This is a genomic window from Pseudomonas sp. LAMO17WK12:I10 (assembly GCF_900215185.1).
Classification (GTDB): domain Bacteria; phylum Pseudomonadota; class Gammaproteobacteria; order Pseudomonadales; family Pseudomonadaceae; genus Aquipseudomonas; species Aquipseudomonas chlororaphis.
Map to the genome: position 1 here is coordinate 20497 of NZ_OBDX01000037.1, position 20072 is coordinate 40568.

Sequence of the window (20072 nt, forward strand, 5' to 3'; positions counted from 1 at the left end):
CAAGAGCGCTAATGCGCATCGGCTGGTGGGGAGCAGGGTTTATGTCTGGAAAAGTGCTGGTCGCCGGCGCAGCAATGGCATCGTTTCTGCCGCTGGGTGGCTGTGACAGCCATGCGGCGTTGGCAGGGCAGGCCATTCGTGCGGCGTTGGCCGATGCACGGATCGACTATGACCTGGTCGACCAGGTATTCACCTCCTGCGTTCACGGTGAAGCCGGTATCGCCGAGCAGATATTGTCGCAGATTGGCTACTCCGGTGTGCCGGTCTTCAGCCTCAGCGATGGCTGTGCCTCGGCGAGCAGCGCTTTTCAGTTGGCTCACAATAGCGTGCTGTGCGGTCAGGCTGAATGTGTGCTGGTGGTGGGCGTCGAGTGCATGCCGGCGCGCATTTCCAATCGAGAGTTTTTCGGCTTGAAAGAACTTTCTCGCTTTGAGTCGGCAACGGCCGGGCAGGGTGACAGCCCTATCGCGTTTATCGAGCGTCGACAGCAACCGGCGCTGCTGTTCGCGGCCCAAACCAGCTGGTTGTTAACCCGAATGGGCATTGCTGAAAGCAGCTTCGATCAGGTGCTTGAGGGGGCACGGACCCAGGCCGGCCTCAACCCCTACGCCGTGTTGAACCGCGTGCCGGGTCGCGACGGCTGGCTTCCCCCTTATTTGTGCCCACCCGCTTGCGGTGCGGCAGCGGTGTTGATCTGCACCCCGGCTTTTGCGTTGCGCTTCGGCGCCAAGGCAGACGTCACCGTACTGGCAAGCGCCAGGGGTAGCGACAGTGCGTCGGAACAGGAATCGGGCTGCGTGCTGGATGTGCTGGGACGGGCGACCACTCGACGTGTGGCGCAGCAGGCCTATGAGCAGGCGGGGCTCGGCGCAGAAGACATCGACGTGGTTGAACTGCATGACCAAAGCGTCGGCGATTTCATGGTCAATAGCGCTGCGTTGGGCTTTTGCCGGGAAGACGAAATCGATCGGTTTGTGCAGTTCGGTCACCGTCTGAAAGGGCAGATGAAGGCGGTGAACCCGTCAGGTGGGTTGCTGGGACGTGGTCACGCCCCGGGGGCTACCGGATTGGCGCAACTGGTCGAGCTGGTCTGGCAACTGCGCGATATGGCCGATGGCAGGCAGATTTCAGGCACCCGTACGGCACTCCAGCACAGCACAGCTCTGGGGCGTGCCGTGTCAGTCACCATTTTGCAACGCACGTGAGAGGAGGCTCAGCGCGCCGTGATTTAACCCATGACTTTTCGTAAACCATAGAGCAGGTGGCACGTTTGATGAACAAAAATAATAAGATCTGCCATGCAAACTTCCGTAAGGGGGTGTTGACCTCCGCTATTCTCACCGGTCTGGGCATCGCGCCTGTACACGCCATCGAGATCAACACGGGGAATGAAGACTTTGCGGTTCGCTTCGACAACACGTTGAAGTTCAACTACGCCCAGCGCGTAGAGTCGCCCAACAGCAAGTTGGCCAATGCGTGGAACAACAATGATGGGAATCGCAACTTCTCCTCCGGCAGCCCGGTTTCCCAGCGACTGGATGTGTTGTCCGAACTGGACGTGGTTTACAAACAGAAAGCCGGTTTCCGTGTCAGTGCCAATTCCTGGTACGACCACGCCTATGACGATATTGGCAGCGATAACGCTTCGACCAACCAGCTCAACAATGGCAGGCTTGATTCCCGTCACCAGAGCGGGTTCGCCGATCGGTACTACAACGGTCCTTCTTCGGAAATTCTCGATGCTTTCGTGTTCGGCAGCACTGAAGTCGGCGATGAATCGCTGCTCAGCGGCAAGGCGGGCAAGCACACGGTCTACTGGGGCGAAAGCATCCTCGCCTTTGCCCATGGCAACAGTTACGGCCAGTCCGGTCTGGATCTGTCCAAAGCGCTGGCGGTGCCGGGAACAGAAGCGAAAGAACTGTTCATTCCGCGCAATCAATTGTCCACCAGCTTCACACTCAACTCGGAACTGACTCTCGCTGCGCAGTACTTCCTGGATTGGGACGCCGCGCGCTTACCGGAGTCGGGCACCTACCTGGGGTTTAACGACGGCATTCAAAGTGGCGGACACAACCTGTCGCTGGTGGCTGCACAAAACCCTCGTTTCGGCACGCCCGGCCCGTTGGGCGCCAACCAGTTCCTGCGCCTGTCCAACGGCCACACCTACACGCCCGACAACCACGGTGACTTTGGCCTGATGACCAAGTGGAGCCCGGATTGGCTGCAAGGCACCCTCGGTGTCTACTACCGGAAAACCTCCGACATCCTGCCGAACCTGGTCTTGCAACCAACAGCTGTCGGCCCGGCGCAACTGATTTCCGGCAATGCCGGCAGCTACAACCAGTTCTATGTCGATGACATCGACATCTACGGTATCAGCCTGTCGAAAAGCATTGAAGGCGTCAGCGTCGGCCTCGACCTGAACTACCGCCATAACATGCCGCTGGCCAGCGTGCCGGCCACCGTCAATCCGGCGGCGGGTGCTGCCGGTTTGCCGGGGTTCATCAGCAGGTTCGACGGTGACAACGGCGTGGCCCGAGGCAACACCGTGCACGCGGTCATCAACGGCTTGACCACCTTCGGCGCCACACCGGTCTGGGACAGCTCGACCTTGCTGGTTGAACTCGCCTACAGCCGCTGGTTGGACGTCACCGACAATAAACAACTGTTCAAGGGCGAAGACTGGTATCGCGGCGTCGACAAGGTCAGCAAAGACAACTACGTCCTGGGCATCAACTTCAACCCGACCTGGTACCAGGTGTTCCCCGGCATCGATATGTACTTGCCGGCCGCCTACAACGTCGGGCTGTCGGGTAACTCGGCGGTGCAATTGGGGGGTAATAAAGATTCAGGCAGCTACTCGGTGGGCGTTGGCATGGATGTGCACAACCAGTACCGGTTTGACCTGAAGTATGTAGACAACTTTGGTCCGTTCGACACCTGCGATTCAGCCGGTGGCGCGGGTGCGCAAGGCGCGGGCGCCGTACCTGGGGCCAATGGTCAATACAACTGCGTACTGGGGCAGACCACTGCTTTCGGCGGTACACAGCCTCAGCTCAAGGATCGGGGCATGGTCACTTTTACATTCAAAACGACCATTTGATCGAAGTCTTTGCTTGATAGCAGGAGTCACTCCATGAAGTTCGTCAACACACTGTTGTTCGCCGCCTTGACCGTCGCCATTTCCGGCGCGGCACATGCGGCAGTCTCTGCGGATGAAGCGGCAAAACTGGGTAGCAGCCTGACAGGCGTCGGCGCGGAAAAAGCCGGTAATGCCGACAACACCATTCCGGCCTACACCGGCGGCCTCAGCACACCGCCAGCCAGTTTCCAGCCGGGCAGTTCGTTCCGCCCGGATCCGTTCGAGGCCGACAAACCACGCGCCGTCATCGACGGCAAAAATGTCGCTCAGTTCGCCGATAAGCTGACCGCCTCCACTCAAGAATTGCTCAAGCGTTACCCAACGTTCAGGGTCGATGTGTTTCCAACCCACCGCAGCGTGGCGCTACCTCAATGGTTGCTGGATAACACCGCGAAAAACGCCGTAGGCGCCAAAACGCTTGAGAGCGGTGTAGCGCTGGAAAACGCACTGCCGGGCGTTCCGTTCCCGATCCCGAAAGATGGCTACGAGGCCATGTGGAATCACCTGCTGCGCTATCAGGGTCACGCCACCAATTTCAAATACGATTCCTGGAACGTCGACGGTTCTGGCAAGGCGATTCTGGCCACGTCTGGCAATGCCTATCTCGAATACCCGCTCTATGATCCGAAGCGTACGGAACCGGCGAAAGAGACCGATCTGTTCTTCAAGACCAAACTCTACTATCAGGCCCCGGCCCGTCGCGCGGGTGAAGCCATCCTGGTGCAGGATGCGGTCAATCCGCTGAAAATGGAGCGTCGTGGCTGGCAATACCTGCCGGGCCAGCGTCGGGTCAAACTCGCGCCGGACATCGCCTACGACACGCCGAACCCTGGGTCGGCCGGTGCTTCGACCTATGACGATGCCTGGGTATACAACGGCGCTATGGACCGTTACGACTTCAAGCTCGTTGGCAAAAAGGAAATGATCGTTCCTTACAACACTTACAAGCTGAACTATCACAAGGAAGCCGCGGATATCACCACGCCGCATCACGTCAATCCGGACCTGATGCGCTGGGAGCTGCACCGCATGTGGGTGGTCGAAGCCACGCTGAAACCGGGCAAACGCCACATCTACAGCAAGCGCACCTTCTACCTCGACGAAGACAGCTGGATTGCTCTGGCCTCCGATGAATATGACGCCAGCGGCAAGCTGTACCGCGGCTCCTTCGCACACCTGGCTTACAGCTATGACGTGCAGGCGCCGAACTCCGACAATCACATGATTTATGACTTTGTCTCCGGCAGCTACAACATCACCGGCATCTACGGCCCGTATGGCGGCGTCAAGTACATCGACCCGCTTTCAAAAGCGCAGTGGGCACCTGAGTCGCTGGCTGGCACGGGTATTCGCTAAGCCATAAACGCAGGTGTTTTTTTGTCGCCGGCAGTGTTCCTCGCCCTGTTCGGCGGCTTTTGCCGAGTAGATTTCATGAATACATTTAGATGGATAGCGCTCACTGCGCTGGCCGTGGCAATGGCCGTGCCATTTACCAGAGTCGTGGTGGCCGCAGATTTTGTCGACACGTTGTCGAGTCCGGCGATTCAGAGTGAAAAAGCCATTAACGGCATGTTCACAGGGTTGGCCAGTGCGGGTAAACGCCTGGTCGCCGTGGGCCAGCGCGGCCATATTTTTTATTCCGATGATGCCGGCGTCCGCTGGCATCAGGCACAAGTGCCGGTGAGTTCCGATCTGGTGGCCGTGCAGTTCCCTAGCCCGACGCAGGGTTGGGCTGTCGGGCATGACGGCATTGTGCTGCACAGCGACGACAGCGGCCAAACCTGGAGCCCTCAGCTTGATGGCCGACAGGTAGGGCAGATCATGCTCGACCACTATCAGCGGCAAACAGCGCAACAGCCGGATGACCCCGCGAGTGCTTTTTTATCGGGTGAAGCTCAACGAATGATCGATGAAGGGGCGGATAAACCCTTTCTGGACGTGTGGTTCTCTGATGAAAAAAACGGCTACGTCGTCGGTGCGTTCAACCTGATTTTCCGTACTGAAGATGGCGGTCAGACCTGGGTTCCGCTGATGGAGCGTACCGACAACCCGGGGGCACTGAACTTCTACGGGATGCGTGCGATTGGCGACGACCTGTTCATCGTCGGCGAGCAGGGGCTGGTGTTGAAGCTGGACTCGGCAACGCAACGATTCGTCAACGTGCCTACCCCCTACAACGGCAGCTATTTCGGCATCACCGGCTCGTCGCGTGCGGTGCTCGTTTATGGCCTGCGGGGCAATGTGTATCGCAGCGTCGATCACGGAACGAACTGGGACAAGGTTGAACTGGGCGTGTCCTCGAGCATCACCGCAAGCACCGTCACGGCCGACGGCCAAATCATTCTGGTCAGCCAGGCTGGCCATGTCCTGGTCAGCGTTGACGACGGTGCAAGCTTCACGCAAAAGCCCCAAGAGCACCTGGGGCCTGCCGCTGCGGCGCAGGCCGTCGGGTCGGGTTCAATGGTGGTCGCAGGCGCGCAAGGTTTGCGTCAGTTGCCGTACCAATGAGCCCACTTCACATAATAAAAAGAGACGAGCCACGTCATGGGTAATTACAACCTCGATACGATGCCGGTGATCCGAGAGCTCAAGGGCTTCGATGCACTCTCCGGCGATGTCCTTGAACGCCTGATCTTCAATAACCGCCTACTGGTGGTGCTGACCTGCCTGATCGTAACGGTGTTGCTGAGCTATTTCGCGGCCACCCGGCTGACGCTCAATGCCAACTTCGAAAAGATGATTCCGCAGAGCCAGCCGTACATCAAAAACTACCTGGAGAATCGCCAGTCGCTACGAGGGCTGGGCAACACGGTTCGGGTGGTGGTTGAAAACACCGAAGGCAGCATCTACGACCCGAAATACCTGGACGTGCTCAAGCAGGTCAATGACGCGTTGTTCTTGACACCGGGTGTGGACCGGGCATGGATGAAGTCGTTGTGGACGCCTGCCGTGCGCTGGACCGAGGTCACGGAGGAAGGCTTCCGTGGCGGCCCGGTCATGCCGGACTCCTATGACGGCTCGACCAGTGGCGTCGAGCAACTGCGCTTGAATATTGCGCGCTCCGGGATCATCGGAAGTCTTGTCGGCAATAACTTCAAATCGAGCATGATCGTCGTGCCGCTGCTGGAGAAGGATCCGGTCACGGGCGCGGCCATCGACTATCACCAGTTCTCGCGCATGCTCGAAGAGCAACTGCGCAACAAGTTCGAGTTTTCCGGCAGCAACGCGGCACACGTTGCTGGTGAGGAGGGCAAAGGCCCCATCAAGATCCGTGTAATCGGTTTTGCCAAACTGGCCGGCGATTTGATCGATGGCCTGATGCTGATCATGATGTACTTCGGCGCAGCAGCGCTGATCGCCACCGCAATTATCTATGCCTTCACCCGTTGCGTGCGCAGCACCGCGTTGGTGATTCTGTGCTCGGTGGTGGCCGTGGTCTGGCAACTGGGATTGATCACCTTGTTCGGCTACGCACTCGATCCGTTTTCGATTCTGGTGCCGTTTCTGGTGTTCGCCATCGGCGTATCCCACGGCGCGCAGAAAATGAACGGGATCATACAGGACGTCGGCCGTGGCACCCATCAGCTGGTCGCCGCGCGTTACACCTTCCGCCGACTGTTCCTGGTCGGTCTGACCGCGCTGCTGGCTGATGCCGTGGGCTTTGCGGTGCTGATGCTGATCGACATTCCGGTGATCCAGGATCTGGCCGTCACTGCGAGCATTGGCGTAGCGGTATTGATCTTCACTAACCTGGTGCTTCTGCCGGTGCTCCTGTCGTATTGGGGTATCAGTCAAAAGGCGGCGGCGCGCAGTTTGCGTCAGGAAAGCAAGGAGCTGAAAGGCAAAGGATTGGGCAATCTGTGGAGTTTGCTCGACCGTTTTACCGAGCGTCGCTGGGCGACAGTGGCGGTGGTGGTTGCCGGGCTGTTGGCGATCGGGGGCTTCATGGTCAGCACGCACTTGAAGATCGGCGATCTCGATCCGGGCGCGCCCGAGTTGCACGCCGACTCGCGTTACAACCGCGACAACGCTTACATCACGGCCAACTATTCGCTGTCCAGCGACCAGTTCGCGGTCATGGTCAAAACCGCCAGCGAAGGCTGCCTAAAGTACGAGACCCTCGTGGAGGCGGACCGTCTCGGCTGGCTCCTGCAACAGCAACCGGGCGTGCAGACCACCGTGTCGCTGGTCAACGCTGTACGGCAAATCACGGCGGGTTCCTATGAAGGCAACCCGAAAATGCTGACCATCGCGCGTAATCAGGATGTGCTCAATTACGGCGCGCAGCAGGCCTCGGTGAACAATCCGGAATTATTCAACAGCGATTGCTCGATGATGCCAGTGATTACCTATCTATCGGATCACAAGTCTGAAACCCTCGATCACGTGGTGAAAGTGGCCGATCAGTTCGCCCGCGAACACAGCGACGACGAGCGCCAGTTCATGCTCGCCGCTGGCAGCGCCGGGATCGAAGCGGCAACCAACATCGTCGTGCGCGACGCCAACCGCACCATGCTGTTCTACGTGTACGGCGCGGTGATCGCGCTGTGCTTCATCACCTTCCGCAGCTGGCGCGCCGTGGTGGTGGCGGTCGTTCCATTGATGCTGACGTCAATTCTCTGCGAAGCGTTGATGGTCTGGCTGGGTATGGGCGTGAAGGTCGCGACCTTGCCGGTGATTGCCCTGGGCGTCGGCATTGGCGTCGATTACGCGCTGTATCTGCTCAGTGTTCAGTTGGCGCAGCAGCGTGCCGGTCTGTCGTTGACCGAAGCCTACAAAAACTCCGTCGCGTTCACCGGCAAAGTCGTGGCGCTGGTGGGTATCACCCTGGCTGCGGGCGTAATCACCTGGGCCTGGTCGCCGATCAAGTTCCAGGCTGACATGGGCATCCTGCTGACCTTCATGTTCATCTGGAACATGATCGGTGCCCTGGTGTTGATCCCTGCGCTGTCGCACTTCCTGCTGCGCCGCGCACCTTGAAAACCGGAAACCCTTATGGCCATCCCTGAACTCAAAAACAAGAAAGTCCTCGTTACCGGCGCCGCCTCAGGCATCGGTCGCGCAGCGGCGTTTGCATTCGCCAAACGCGGTGCGCACATCATTGCCATGGACGTTAATCCACAGGCATTGAAACAGCTTCAGGTCGACATCGTGGCTGTGGGCGGCATTTGCATGATCCATCAACTCGATGTTTCCAATGACGACGACATGAAGGCGTTTGCCGAGCATCCGTACATGAAGCTGCACCCGATCGATGTGTTGATCAACAACGCTGGAATCGGTTATCTGGGCCAGTTCCTCCAGAGCGACCTGTCCCACTGGCGGCGGGTCATGGACATCAACCTGATGGGCGTCGTGCATGGCTGTTATCACTTCATTCCGCAAATGATTCAGGCCGGCGGGGTGCGCCATGTACTGAATGTGGCCTCGGCGGCGGGCATCTATCCCTCACCGACGATGGGTGCTTATGCAGCCTCAAAACATGCGGTATTTGGTTTCAGTGAAGTGCTGAAAATGGAACTGGACGACTCCAATGTCCGCATCACCACGGTCTGCCCCGGCATCATCAATACCGCCATCACCCAGTCCGCTGGCAACATCTCGCCTTCCATCACCGACGAGCAGCTCGAACGACTGCAGGCTTACTACAAGGCCAAGGGCTGTGAACCCGAATTGGTCGCCGAAGCGATGGTCCGCGCCGTGCAGAAAGGCCAGGATCTGGTGCTGATCGGGCCGTTCGCCAAACTGATTTTCCACCTCAAGCGCCTGTCCCTGGGGCTGATGCGCCGTGTGATGCTCAGCGCCGCCCGGAAGCTCGGTTATCTGTGATTGTCTGCGCTGACTCAAACAAGAATAAAAGGAACCCATAACTATGCTGGGCTTGATGCAAGATCAACCGCTGTTGATTTCTTCCGTTCTGGAACATGCACTGAAGGCGCATACGCACACTGAAATTGCCTCGCGCACGGCTGATGGGTCGATGCATCACTGCACGTATGGCGACATCGGTCGCCGTGCCAAACAGGTTGCCAACGCGCTGGTCACACTGGGCGTGCAACCCGGCGATCGTATTGGCACCCTGGCCTGGAACGGTTACCGGCACATGGAGTTGTACTTCGGTGTTTCGGGCATGGGCGCGGTGCTGCATACGATTAACCCCCGGTTATTCGCCGAGCAGATCGAGTTCACGCTAACCACGCCGAGGACCAGTACCTGATTTTCGACCTGTCGTTTGCCTCGTTGGTCGAGTAAGTCGCGCCTCGCCTGAAAACGGTCAAAGCCTTCATTGCGCTGTGTGACCGTGAGCAGATGCCGGCCATCGTGGTGAATAATCTGATCTGCTACGAAGAACTGCTCGCAGAGCAAAGCAGTGAGTTCCTCTGGCCCGAGTTCGATGAGCGCACGGCGTCATCGATGTGTTACACCTTGGGCACCACGGGCAATCCGAAGGGTGTGCTGTATTCGCATCGATCGTCGATCCTGCATTCGCTGGCACTGTGTACTTCGGATGGCTTTGGTTTGTCGTCGGCGGATTCGGCGCTGTTGGTCGTGCCGATGTTCCACGTCAATGCCTGGGGTATGCCTTATGCCGCTGCGATGTGTGGCGCCAAATTGGTCTTGCCGGGTGCTGCGCTCGACGGCGAGAGTCTTTACACGATAATGCGCGATGAGCAGGTCACTTTGGCGCTCGGTGTGCCGACGGTGTGGATGCTGCTGCAGCAGCATGTCGAAGCGACGGGGCTGCAACCTTCGAAAGAGCTGTGCCTGAACCGGGTGGTGATCGGTGGCGCCGCGGCGCCGCGCAGCCAGGTCGAGACGTTTGAAACCGCGTTTGATTCCCATGTGCTGCATGCCTGGGGTATGACCGAGATGTCGCCACTGGGCACCATTTGCAACCCTTTGCCCAAGCACCGTGACGCGCCATTGTGCGAGGTGCTCGACTTGCAAGCCAAACAGGGGCGGGCGCTGTTCGGTGTGTCGATGAAAATCGTCAATGGAGAGGGCGCTGAGTTACCGCGTGATGGCAAGGTTTCCGGTTTTTTGCTGGTCAAGGGGCCGTGGATTGCCAGCCAGTATTACGGCGGGGAGGGAGGGCAAATTCTGGATGGCGACGGCTGGCTCGATACAGGCGATATTGCAACTATCGACACCGATGGCTACATGCAAATCACCGATCGCGCCAAGGACGTGATCAAGTCAGGCGGTGAATGGATTTCATCGATCGACCTGGAAAACGCCGTCGTCAGTCATCCAGCGGTCGCTGACGCCGCGGTGATTGGCATCCCTCATCCTAAATGGCAGGAGTGCCCGTTGTTGGTGGTGCTCAAATCCGGCAAGACAGCCAGCAAAGACGAGTTGCTGACGGTTTTGCAAAGCCGCGTGGCGAAGTGGTGGTTGCCGGACGATGTGGTGTTCGTCGAGGCGTTGCCGCATACCGCCACCGGCAAATTGCAAAAAATGAAGCTGCGCGAACAGTTTCGCGATTATCGTTTTGCGAACTGACCTGCTACTTATCCAATGGAACAATCAGCGGGCCGTCAAAGGCCTGCATGATCAACGCCGCGGGTTGTTTGTGGCTGACTAGTTGGGCCATGGCGTTCATGTAGGGTGTCAGGTGGCGGAAGTATTTCTTATAGCTCGAGCACAGGTAGTTGAGGCCCGGCTCGCCGTTGGGCGTATTCATGAAACGGTTTTTCGGGCACTCACCGTGGCAGGCAAAACGGTAGTCGCACTGCTGGCAATACGTCGGCAGCGTCTCTTCCTTGGCCGCGCCGAAGGCCTGTTGCGCGGCTGAGGCGAGCAGCACGGTGGGATCATCGGTTTTCAGGTTGCCCAGCAGGTACTCGGGGTACATGTAGTGATCGCAGGAGTAGACATTGCCGTCGTGTTCCACGATTGCCGCTTTGCCGCAGCGAGGGCTGAACAGGCACACCGACGCAGGCAGCTGGCACCATGAGGCCAGCGCCCATTCGAAATTCATGACGTGAACCTCACCGACATCCTTACGAACCCACTCGTCAAAAATCTTGATAAGAAAGTCGCCATAGGCCTCTGGCTCGACCGTGTGTTCCGTCACCACCGCTGGCTCCGACACCGCATGCAAGCGCAGTTCCGGCGGGACCGCGAAATGCAAGCCCTGACTGACTTGCGGGGCGTTGGGCGGGCGTTCCACCACCGGATTGAACTGAATGTGACGAACGCCTTCATCCTTGAGGAACCGATAAATTTCCAAAGGGTAATGGGCGACATCGCGAGCCACGGTAACCAGCACATTGAAGTCGACACCATGCAGCCTGAGCAGCCCGAGTCCGCGCATGACTTCGTCAAAACTAGAGCGCCCGCGCTTGTCGGGGCGATACAGATCGTGGACGAAACGAGGGCCATCGAGGCTGATTCCGACCATGAAGCTTTCACGTGCGAAGAACGCGCACCAGTCATCGCTGAGCAATGTGCCATTGGTCTGCAATGTGTTGCGAATGACTTTGTTCCCCGCGAACTGACGTTGATACAGAACCGCGCGCTGGAAAAAGTCCAGACCGAGCAGCGTCGGCTCGCCGCCTTGCCAGGTAAATTCGACTTCAGGTGTGGGTTGGGCTTCGATGTAGCGTTGCACATACAGGCGCAACACTTCGTCGGTCATACTGAAGCGTTCCCGTGGCGGGTAAAGCTGTTCCTTTTCCAGATAGAAGCAGTAACTGCAATCGAGGTTGCAGATTGGCCCGACGGGCTTGGCCATCAGATGCAGGCCCTGGGATGGGGGTTCGTGGGTAGGCATGATTGGCAAGCTGCGTTCGGACCGCTCGGCGAGTCGCTGCGGTTACAACGCCAGAGGCTAGGGGACGAACCTGTGTTGGCCGCCCCCCATGATTGGGGGGACGGCGATGGTCCGCCTCTATTTGACCTCCTCGACCTCATAGTTCACGTAGCCGAACTCACTGCTGCGAGCCGCCACGTATTTACCGTTTTGCTCAAAGACGGTGGCCTCGAAGGGCGAGCCGCCGAGGGTTGTCACCAGATGTCCGTCCTTGATTTTGTAACTGGCCGGGACGCCGAACTGGCCACCATGCAACATGTTCAGGTATTCACCGTCCGCAGCCGGCTTGCCGTCGACACTGGCGACCACGCGCTGGCCATCCGTACCATAGACAATTTCAAAGGTCTGACCGGTGACCGTATTACGCACCTTGATGGTTTTACCCACCACGTAGGCTTGCAACTGCTCGTTGGTGAGCGCCTTGGCACCCTCGGTTTTTCAGGTCGTCAATGGTCTTGCCACGTGCCATCAACTTGCTGTCCTCGGCGTTCGGCGAGTACCAGATCGGCGAGGTCCAGGCGCGTTCCTGCACGGTGGCCGACACGTCGGCTGGCGGCGGCACTTGCAGTTTGGCCGCATCATAAGTGCTCCAGCGCGGTGTTGGAATCTGCAATACGCGGGCGTAGTAGAACGCGTGCTGGGCTGGATCGAATTCCGGTCGACCCAGACTTTTTCAGTTCGGTGGCGCCAATGGTGTTGGTGTAAGTGGCCTTGGAAACATCCACGGTAGAGCCCACTGCCGGGACTTTACCGGTGGCTGGATCCGGTTTTCGATCACCGGACCAGGCGACGTCGTAGATCTTCCAGCCCTTGATGATCTGGATCCGGTCGAGGTTGCTATCATCGGTATCCTTGGTTGCCCATACCACAAAGGACGGCGCATCTTTGCCCGGTTTTGCCGGCAAGTCTGCGCCCATCGGAACGCCCTGGGCGTAGGCGGCATGAACCCAGTCTTTCTCGTTCCACAGGTTGCTGTCGAAACTCCAGCCGCCAAACAAGCGCACGGGAATCCGCACGCCGCTGGTGCCATAGACTTCTTTGCGCTTCATCGCATCGAAGATCGACTCACGGGTGTTTTCTTCAGCCCAGACACCGGCCAGACCGGAGGTACTGGTTTGCAACGCTTCCATGCCCGAGTTCTTTTTGCCGGAAAGACGTAACTCAGGGTTGTAATCGGTAAAGCCGTGGGAGCCGAAGTTGTTGTCCTGTGCATACGGGATCACCCCGTTGTGAGAGTCGCTGGCACCTACAACACCCATCTTGTAGGGGTTGAAGCCTTTGGTCTCCTGTAAGGCCATGCCGTTTTGCCAGGCTTGCCTGATGTAGCTGCCATTGAGTTTGGAAGTGCCGTTGTCCAGGCCAATAAGAAAATTCATGATTTCATAGTTGGCAAATTCGTCCGTCGGCGACAGCTCCGGATGGGTTTCCGAAGTGCCTTTGACTTGGTGGATTTCGAAGGATTCGTTGCGCATCCGTGTTTCAGCCCACGCGGTATCGATTGGGCGACCACGGTCATCGACGTCGACCGGAAACATCATGCCGTTGCTGAGGTTGGCATTGTGCGAGATCGCCAGCACTTCATTGCCCTTTTTGCGTTGATCGTCCATCCAGCCCCACAAGTCTTCCGGCTTACCCGAATCCAGTGCAGTGAATGGCAGTTCAGGCACCTTTTTCGAGTCGCGGAAGAACACATTGCGGTGCATGTTTTGGTTGTTGGGAGCCGATGTCCATTCATACGCGACGAAGGTGGTGAACTTGCCTGGCTTGTAGTACTTGTCAGCGATGGCGATGTTTTGTTGCCAGATATTGCCCGCAATCTTCGGATCAATCAGCTCCTTGATCGGGTGGTTCATACTTTCTGCAATCCACTTGAAGACCCGATTGAAATCGGCAGGCGTTTTGACAACCAGCTTTTGCGCAATGGGTATTTTACTGAAGTCCGATTTGGGGTCGTTGGCCAGCGCGATAACCCCCACGTATTCCGAATGATCGGTCACCCCATGGAAATCCAGCGGGCGTCCCCTGAGCTTCACTTCACCGCCCATCGGGTGCGCGACGGGTATACCCAGCGAATACTTGTAAGCATCCTCCGGCCCGATCAGGTGGTTACCGATCAGGTAGGCATCCGACCACGACGTATGCGAGTGCGTCTGCCCAAAGTAGACCTCTCGATCCGGGTTGCCTTCCGCCATAGCCTGCGTGCTTACGGCGAGAGCGAGCAGGGCGTAACTAAACAGTGAGGGTGCGATGAGGTGATTATTGGTTTTCATATTCCACGTCTCCGAAGCACGGCAATGACAGGACGGTGCAGCTCAGGACCAAAAACTCGAGACTCTCTCGAAAAACCAGAAGGCGGCGAGCGTTCCTAACCCATAGGCAGCAATGGGTTGGGCATACAGGAGCGCAGGTCTTGGCAGTCGATAACGCAGCAACATCGCCCGCAGGTAAGCACCACGGCGACAAACATCAGTTGGCCAATCTCGACGCCGATGTTGAAGGTAAGCAACGCCAGGGGCAGGTCGCGTTGTGGCAGGCCAACTTGCGCCAGCGCTCCGGCAAACCCAAAGCCATGCAGCAAGCTAAAACAGAACGCCACGACCCATGGCCATTGCGCGGTGAAGCTGGGTTCACCGTGATTCTTGCGCACGATTTCAACCGCCAGCAGCAGAATGCTCAGCGCAATCATCGCTTCGACAGGAGGGCCGGGAAGCCGCACGGCGCCCAGTGCCGCAAGCGCCAGCGTGATGGAGTGGGCGAGGGTGAACGCGGTGATGGTCTTCACTAGCATCCAGCCGTTGCGCACCAGCAGCAGGAGGCCGAAGACAAACAGCAGGTGATCGAAACCGCCGAGGATGTGCTCGATACCGTGAACCAGAAATGCACCTGCCACCGAAAACGCTCCCGACGTGGCAGTGATCTCTATCCATGGCTGGGCGGGTTTCACGAGGGTGGTCGTTAGCGTTCCGTCAAGGAGAGAAACACGCATCAACACATCGCTGATGCTCGCTTGCAGGCCGATGAACTCGATACGCTGACCGACCAGGCCTGCGGGACCTGTATCAATGACTCGGCGTTCTATCAGTGAGTCGTTCAGTTCGCTGACCACGGGTTCAACGATCGTTTGGACGCCTTCGGGAAATCTCAGCGCGATAGGCAATCGCATCCCGGAAAGCACTGGCGTACGCCAAAGCACGTCATAGCGCCCGGCAGCGGTTTCGGTGATTTCCATATATGCAGGGCGGGATTCATGAGCGAAGGACAATTGCCCCACGAACAAGAGAAAAAACAGAAGCCAGACGGTACGCCCCATTACGGCTGCTCCGTTTCAGTGGCCGCAATCCCGCTGGAGGCAGTGGGCATCATCACGACCACTTGATAGCGTGCCTTCAGCGCCTCGAAACTCGAGCGTTTCGACTCGGTACGCTGCTCGGAGAGCCAATCGGATTTGACCTGCTGGGCCACTGTTTCGAAGGGAGGTGCCTGTGGGTTGGCCAGCGCATCAATCCACACCAGATGCCAGCCAAATCCAGACTCGACCGGGCCGACCCAATGTCCTGGTGTTTGTTGAAACAAGGCAATGGCGAACTTTGAACCAAAGTCTTTCGCCACCTGGTCTTGTGATTGTTCCGTATAGGCGTTTTTAAACAGGAAGGCATCGCCTTCGCCGCTGTTTTTATCGGTCAGCGTTCCCAGTGCTGCTTGAGTTTGTGCCTGGGCAGCGCTCCCGCGTTTGTCCGAAGCGAAGAACACATGGCGAAAAGTAACTAAAGGCGGCGGGGCATAGTGTTCCTGATGCGTGCTGTATCAGGTCTCAAGTACGCCGGGGGCGGGTTCACGAAGTGACGCGACATCTTCTGCCAGAAAAATCCATCTTTTGTGCCAGTCGGCGGCGAATGATGGTGTCGTCTTTGTGGAGGCCGAGTTTCAGTGCTTCACGGTAGAGGATTTCCTCTTTTACATACTCGGTGAGCATGCCTTGAAGCTGCTGCTCGGTAGGAGGGCGCTGCCATCGCGCCAGCCACGATATTTCGATCCGCTGAATATCATCCGGGGTGATTTCTATTCGTTGTGGATCCTGATTGACGGTTGAACTGTGCAAACCACCGTACAACACGAAGAGCGCAACACCTGCGACTAGAAAGTGCAGTAGCGGTTCGCGCAGGTAGCGTTTGATCAAGACAGTCGTTTTCCGGAGACTGTTAGGTTCATGCCTTACCGCCCAGATTGAAATCGAATATGTTTTGACGCGGACTGGAGTATTGCAGGTGGATCCAGACTTTCCAGCGTGCCTAATCACGATGGGCACTAGGCATTAGTCGAAATCGTGTTAAGCGCAAAAGCCGCCCGGTTTCAGCGGGCGGCATGGCAGTTAAGGCAAGTAAGTCACGTGAACATCGTTGACCTTGCCGTTAAAGGCGAAAGGTGCACGTTCGAAGTAATCCAGGGTGACAGGGGAGCCCAGGTCTTCAGCTACGTCAAAGGTTTCACTGGCAGTGAACGTCAAGGCCGGGGTAAACGGCGTCACACCCTTGGCCACTTCCTGCCCATTCAGACGCAAGCTCAGGTTGGCCAGTGCACCGAGCTTGGCCGCGGACATCTCGGTCAATACTTCGACACTGACTTTGCCTGCGGGTACGCGTTCAGCGGACTTCAACTTGACTCGGGCAATGGCCAACGCGTTGTACTCGTAGACCAGGTAACCGTCATCCATATACAGACTGACGCCACCGCCAATACCACCCAAGGCATACAGCACGCCGCTGGCGTTTGCCGGGACTTCGGCGTCTACCACGACCTTGCTGTTCTGGTTGCGCAGGTTGGGCGCGGCGAACTCGGGGAAGCGCTGGATGCGGTCGCTGAAATGCCATTCGTGCTGGCTGGTGGCAATGCGCGCGGCCGGATTGAGGAACGGGTATAAACCGGCGCCAATCGGGTAGACATGGTTGGCCTTGGCCTGGGCATCGAACTCAGCCTTCAGCTCCGCGAGTTTTTCCGGGTTGCTGGCGGCGACGTCCTTGGCCTGGGAGTAGTCGTCCTGGAGGTTGTAAAGCGACCATTGATCGTTCTCCGGATTCCAGCCCATAAACTGCGCAAAACCTTGAACCCAAGGTTTACGCGGCCCGAACACCGAAGCCATCCATCCATCTTTGTAGATGCCACGGCTGCCGAGTACTTCAAAGTACTGCGCCGGTTTTTTCGACTTCACCTGGGCGTCATTGAAGGTGTAACGCATGCTCACGCCGTCCAATGGATCTTGCGCGACACCGTTGACCTCTTTCGGCGGTGTGATCGCCAGCACGTCGTAGACTGTCGGGGCGATGTCGTTGACATGGTGAAATTGACCACGGACTTTGGCGTCTGACTTGATCTGCTTCGGCCAGGAAACAGCCAGCGGCGTTCGGGTGCCACCGAAGTAACCAGCGACCAGTTTAGTACCTACAAACGGTCCCGAACCTGCCCAGGCCCACGCGGCGTGGTACATGTTTTCCAGCTTGGGTCCACCGAGCGCCGACAAGCCGCCATACATCTGGTTGAGCACTTTGATCTGTTGCTCTTTGGGTACAGGAATGCCGTTCTGTGCCAGTAATTCGTTGATCGTGCCCTCCATCCCTTCGGAAGAAGCGCCGTTGTCGCCAAAGACATAAAAGATCAGCGTGTTGTCGCGTTTACCTTGATGTTCCAGCTCGTCCAGAATCTTGCCAGCCTGGGTGTCGGCGTGTTCCATGAAGCCGGCATACACCTCCATCAACCGTGACTGGTACTGCTTTTGTTCGGTAGACAAGCTATCCCAGGCAGGCAATTCCGCCGGGCGAGGAGTGAGGGCGGCGTCCTGAGGGATAAAGCCCATGGCTTTCTGGCGAGCGAAGGTCTGCTCGCGATAAGCATCCCAGCCACCGTCAAACTTGCCTTTGTATTTGTCTGCCCACTGCGCGTTCACCTGATGCGGGCCGTGTACGGCGCCGGGTGTCCAGTACAGGAAGAACGGTTTGTTCGGTGCATAGGTCTGCTGATCCTGCAGCCAGTTCACGGCTTGATTCGCCAGGTCTTCGCTGAGGTGATATTTCGGATCTCGAGCCGGTTCGATAGGCGTGGTATCGCGGTACAGACGCGGCTTGTACTGGGAGGTTTCGCCGGCCAGGAAACCATAGAAGTGCTCAAAACCGTAGGCGGTTGGCCAGGTATCGAAAGGGCCGGCGGCCGTGGTGTCCATCGGAGGTGTGTTGTGCCATTTGCCGAAGGCGGCGGTGCTGTAGCCATATTGCTTGAGCACTTCGGCCATGGTGGCCGAGCTTTTCGGAATTTCGCCGGTGTAGCCATCCCAGTCGGTGGCCAGTTCGGCAATCACACCGTTGCCGACTCGATGGTGATTGCGCCCGGTCAGCAGCGCGGCTCGGGTGGCGGAGCTAATGGCTGCGGTATGAAAGGCGTTGTAACGCACACCGCTGTCGGCGACGCGACTCAGGGTCGGCGTATGGATCGCGCCACCGACGGTGTCGGACTGCGCGAAGCCGGCGTCATCAAGCATGATCACCAGAATGTTGGGGGCGTCAGCGGGCAGGTGGGATTGTTGCTGACGTTTCTGGTGCCTGGATTCTTGCAGCGTCGGTTTGGCATCACTGGCCGAAGGTGTAGACGGGAAGGGCAGTGAGTCTTGTGCAGATACGACCGAGCTAGCCAACAGTGCGCAGAGTTTCAAAGTGAAACGTCCGGCGGGTTGCAGCTTCTGGGACATGATTGTCTCCGTTATTCTGGGGTTACAACGGCGCAGCCGCCCGGTGAGCGCCGAGCGGCTGAGAGGTGATTCAGAAGATGTGATCGGTCAGACCGCGAAACTGGTGATGTCTTTGGGCTCGATATCATTGGCTTCGCAGAACGCCAGATAACGGTCTACGCTGGATTTCCAGTTTTCTACCGCAACAACGGTGTTGTTCTCGTCGTAATACAGCAAGTCGCCCTGGGTGATGTTCAAGGTGATGAGTTCGTCGCCATATTCAGTCAGTACGATAGGTGTATGTCTGGAACCTGCGGTTTCGAACACGACACCACCCTCTTTTGAGATCCAGTCGTGTTCCAGGTATTTCCAGCCACCCTTGATGGTGTAAACGATGACCGTGCCGGAGTGATAGTGCTTGGGCAGAGTAGATCCCGCCGGAGCCTTGAGCAGGGTGATGGTTTCCCCGCGAACCGGGTCGCATTTGATGTATTTGATGAAGATTTCATCGCTGCAAGGCGAAAACGGAACCCATGGCAGATCTTCGTCATTGATAGAGGAGGTGTCGATGTTTTCGTAAAACATGCTTGTTGTTCTCGTATTGGATGAAGGGTGTACACGGTGTACGTAGCGACATCCTGAAGGGGGGTAATAACCATTACCCCCCCCTCGACGAGGGGTAGCACCTGGTAACAGGGGCGTGACTGGTGGTTGCTCTGTCTAGCTTTGCGGTACGACCCGGGCCTCATTGCCGGTGCCTTCTATGTACACATTCATGCCTTTGTTCAGCGCTGGATTGATCGGCTGAGTCACCGACACCAGCATGCCACTTTTAACCCGCACGATAATCTGCTGGGCTTCCTTGGGCTGATCATATTTTTTCTTTTCGACATAGTTGCCACCTGCTGCACCAGCAAGCGCGCCAGCGACCATGGCGACATCCCGGCCTGTGCCCTGACCGATAAGACTGCCGATACCTACGCCCGCGAGCCCGCCAAGAATGGCGCCCACGCCGCTGTCATGATTGGTCTGCATTTGGGTGGGAGCGATCTGTTCGATCTTCCCTGAGCGGATCTCCGTTTCACCCGCTCCGCCGCCTCCGGGCCCAACGGCAGCGCAGGCACCAAGCACCAGACTCACAAGTGTGATCGTTAGCCAGGAAGTAATGGTTTTCATCGTAGAACTCCATCATCTATTGGGGGAAGTCACTCATTCAAACGTACCGCACGCCGTCGGAGAAAGAGCCTAGCACACGCTCTTGCTACTCCCAGGCGGCCATTGATTTATCGGGAATGGATCAATGGAGGCGTAATGAGTAAAAGGGTCTAGAAATATTTAGTTACCCAAACATAGACAAGCTAACGATGTCCGCAATACTCCATCGATGCCCTGATCAGTGAACG

The 20072-nt window shown here is 57.6% G+C and carries 15 protein-coding genes and 1 pseudogene; 8 read left to right on the plus strand and 8 right to left on the minus strand.

What is annotated here, in order from left to right:
* The first annotated feature begins 11 nt into the window (after positions 1-11).
* The 8 genes from CRO75_RS28610 to CRO75_RS33575 all read left to right on the plus strand — a co-directional run bounded on the left by CRO75_RS28610 (position 12) and on the right by CRO75_RS33575 (position 10645).
* On the plus strand, positions 12-1205 hold the full coding sequence (locus CRO75_RS28610; protein ID WP_239990661.1) for an acetyl-CoA acetyltransferase: 1194 nt from the start codon (positions 12-14) through the stop codon (positions 1203-1205).
* Positions 1206-1273: 68 nt separating this feature from the next.
* A complete protein-coding gene (locus CRO75_RS28615) occupies positions 1274-3103 on the plus strand; it encodes a DUF1302 domain-containing protein (protein WP_097139753.1) in 1830 nt (609 codons plus the stop codon).
* A 33-nt stretch (positions 3104-3136) separates the two neighbouring features.
* Complete coding sequence (locus CRO75_RS28620; RefSeq protein ID WP_097139755.1) at positions 3137-4498, plus strand: DUF1329 domain-containing protein; 1362 nt, start codon at positions 3137-3139, stop codon at positions 4496-4498.
* A 21-nt stretch (positions 4499-4519) separates the two neighbouring features.
* The gene (locus tag CRO75_RS28625) at positions 4520-5650 is read left to right on the plus strand and encodes a YCF48-related protein (RefSeq protein ID WP_239990662.1); all 1131 of its coding nucleotides are present in this window, start codon (positions 4520-4522) and stop codon (positions 5648-5650) included.
* Positions 5651-5686: 36 nt separating this feature from the next.
* Complete coding sequence (locus CRO75_RS28630; protein WP_097139757.1) at positions 5687-8122, plus strand: MMPL family transporter; 2436 nt, start codon at positions 5687-5689, stop codon at positions 8120-8122.
* A gap of 15 nt (positions 8123-8137) precedes the next feature.
* The gene (locus CRO75_RS28635; RefSeq protein WP_097139759.1) at positions 8138-8971 is read left to right on the plus strand and encodes an SDR family NAD(P)-dependent oxidoreductase; all 834 of its coding nucleotides are present in this window, start codon (positions 8138-8140) and stop codon (positions 8969-8971) included.
* 43 nt (positions 8972-9014) lie between these two features.
* Positions 9015-9359, plus strand: coding sequence for an AMP-binding protein (locus tag CRO75_RS33570; RefSeq protein WP_256596242.1), 345 nt, complete (start codon positions 9015-9017; stop codon positions 9357-9359).
* Positions 9360-9451: 92 nt separating this feature from the next.
* Positions 9452-10645, plus strand: a complete 1194-nt coding sequence (locus CRO75_RS33575) for an AMP-binding protein (protein WP_256596243.1) — start codon at positions 9452-9454, stop codon at positions 10643-10645.
* Positions 10646-10649: 4 nt separating this feature from the next.
* Here the strand turns inward: CRO75_RS33575 and CRO75_RS28645 are convergent, their stop codons facing one another.
* The 8 genes and pseudogenes from CRO75_RS28645 to CRO75_RS28675 all read right to left on the minus strand — a co-directional run bounded on the left by CRO75_RS28645 (position 10650) and on the right by CRO75_RS28675 (position 19845).
* Entirely contained in the window at positions 10650-11918 is a 1269-nt protein-coding gene (locus CRO75_RS28645) for an anaerobic sulfatase maturase (RefSeq protein ID WP_097139761.1), read from the minus strand.
* 117 nt (positions 11919-12035) lie between these two features.
* A pseudogene (locus tag CRO75_RS28650) lies at positions 12036-14227 on the minus strand (DUF3604 domain-containing protein).
* Between the two features lie 95 nt (positions 14228-14322).
* On the minus strand, positions 14323-15267 hold the full coding sequence (locus CRO75_RS28655) for a HupE/UreJ family protein (RefSeq protein WP_239990663.1): 945 nt from the start codon (positions 15265-15267) through the stop codon (positions 14323-14325).
* On the minus strand, positions 15267-15707 hold the full coding sequence (locus tag CRO75_RS33410) for a peptidylprolyl isomerase (protein ID WP_239990664.1): 441 nt from the start codon (positions 15705-15707) through the stop codon (positions 15267-15269). Before CRO75_RS33410 ends, CRO75_RS28655 begins: the two co-directional genes overlap by 1 nt.
* An 82-nt stretch (positions 15708-15789) precedes the next feature.
* Positions 15790-16134: a hypothetical protein gene (locus tag CRO75_RS33415; RefSeq protein ID WP_239990665.1), complete on the minus strand. Its 345-nt coding sequence runs from the start codon at positions 16132-16134 to the stop codon at positions 15790-15792.
* 192 nt (positions 16135-16326) lie between these two features.
* Complete coding sequence (locus CRO75_RS28665) at positions 16327-18690, minus strand: arylsulfatase (protein WP_097139763.1); 2364 nt, start codon at positions 18688-18690, stop codon at positions 16327-16329.
* Between the two features lie 87 nt (positions 18691-18777).
* On the minus strand, positions 18778-19254 hold the full coding sequence (locus CRO75_RS28670) for a 2,4'-dihydroxyacetophenone dioxygenase family protein (RefSeq protein WP_097139765.1): 477 nt from the start codon (positions 19252-19254) through the stop codon (positions 18778-18780).
* A 135-nt stretch (positions 19255-19389) separates the two neighbouring features.
* The gene (locus CRO75_RS28675) at positions 19390-19845 is read right to left on the minus strand and encodes a glycine zipper 2TM domain-containing protein (protein WP_097139767.1); all 456 of its coding nucleotides are present in this window, start codon (positions 19843-19845) and stop codon (positions 19390-19392) included.
* Between the last annotated feature and the right edge of the window lie 227 nt (positions 19846-20072).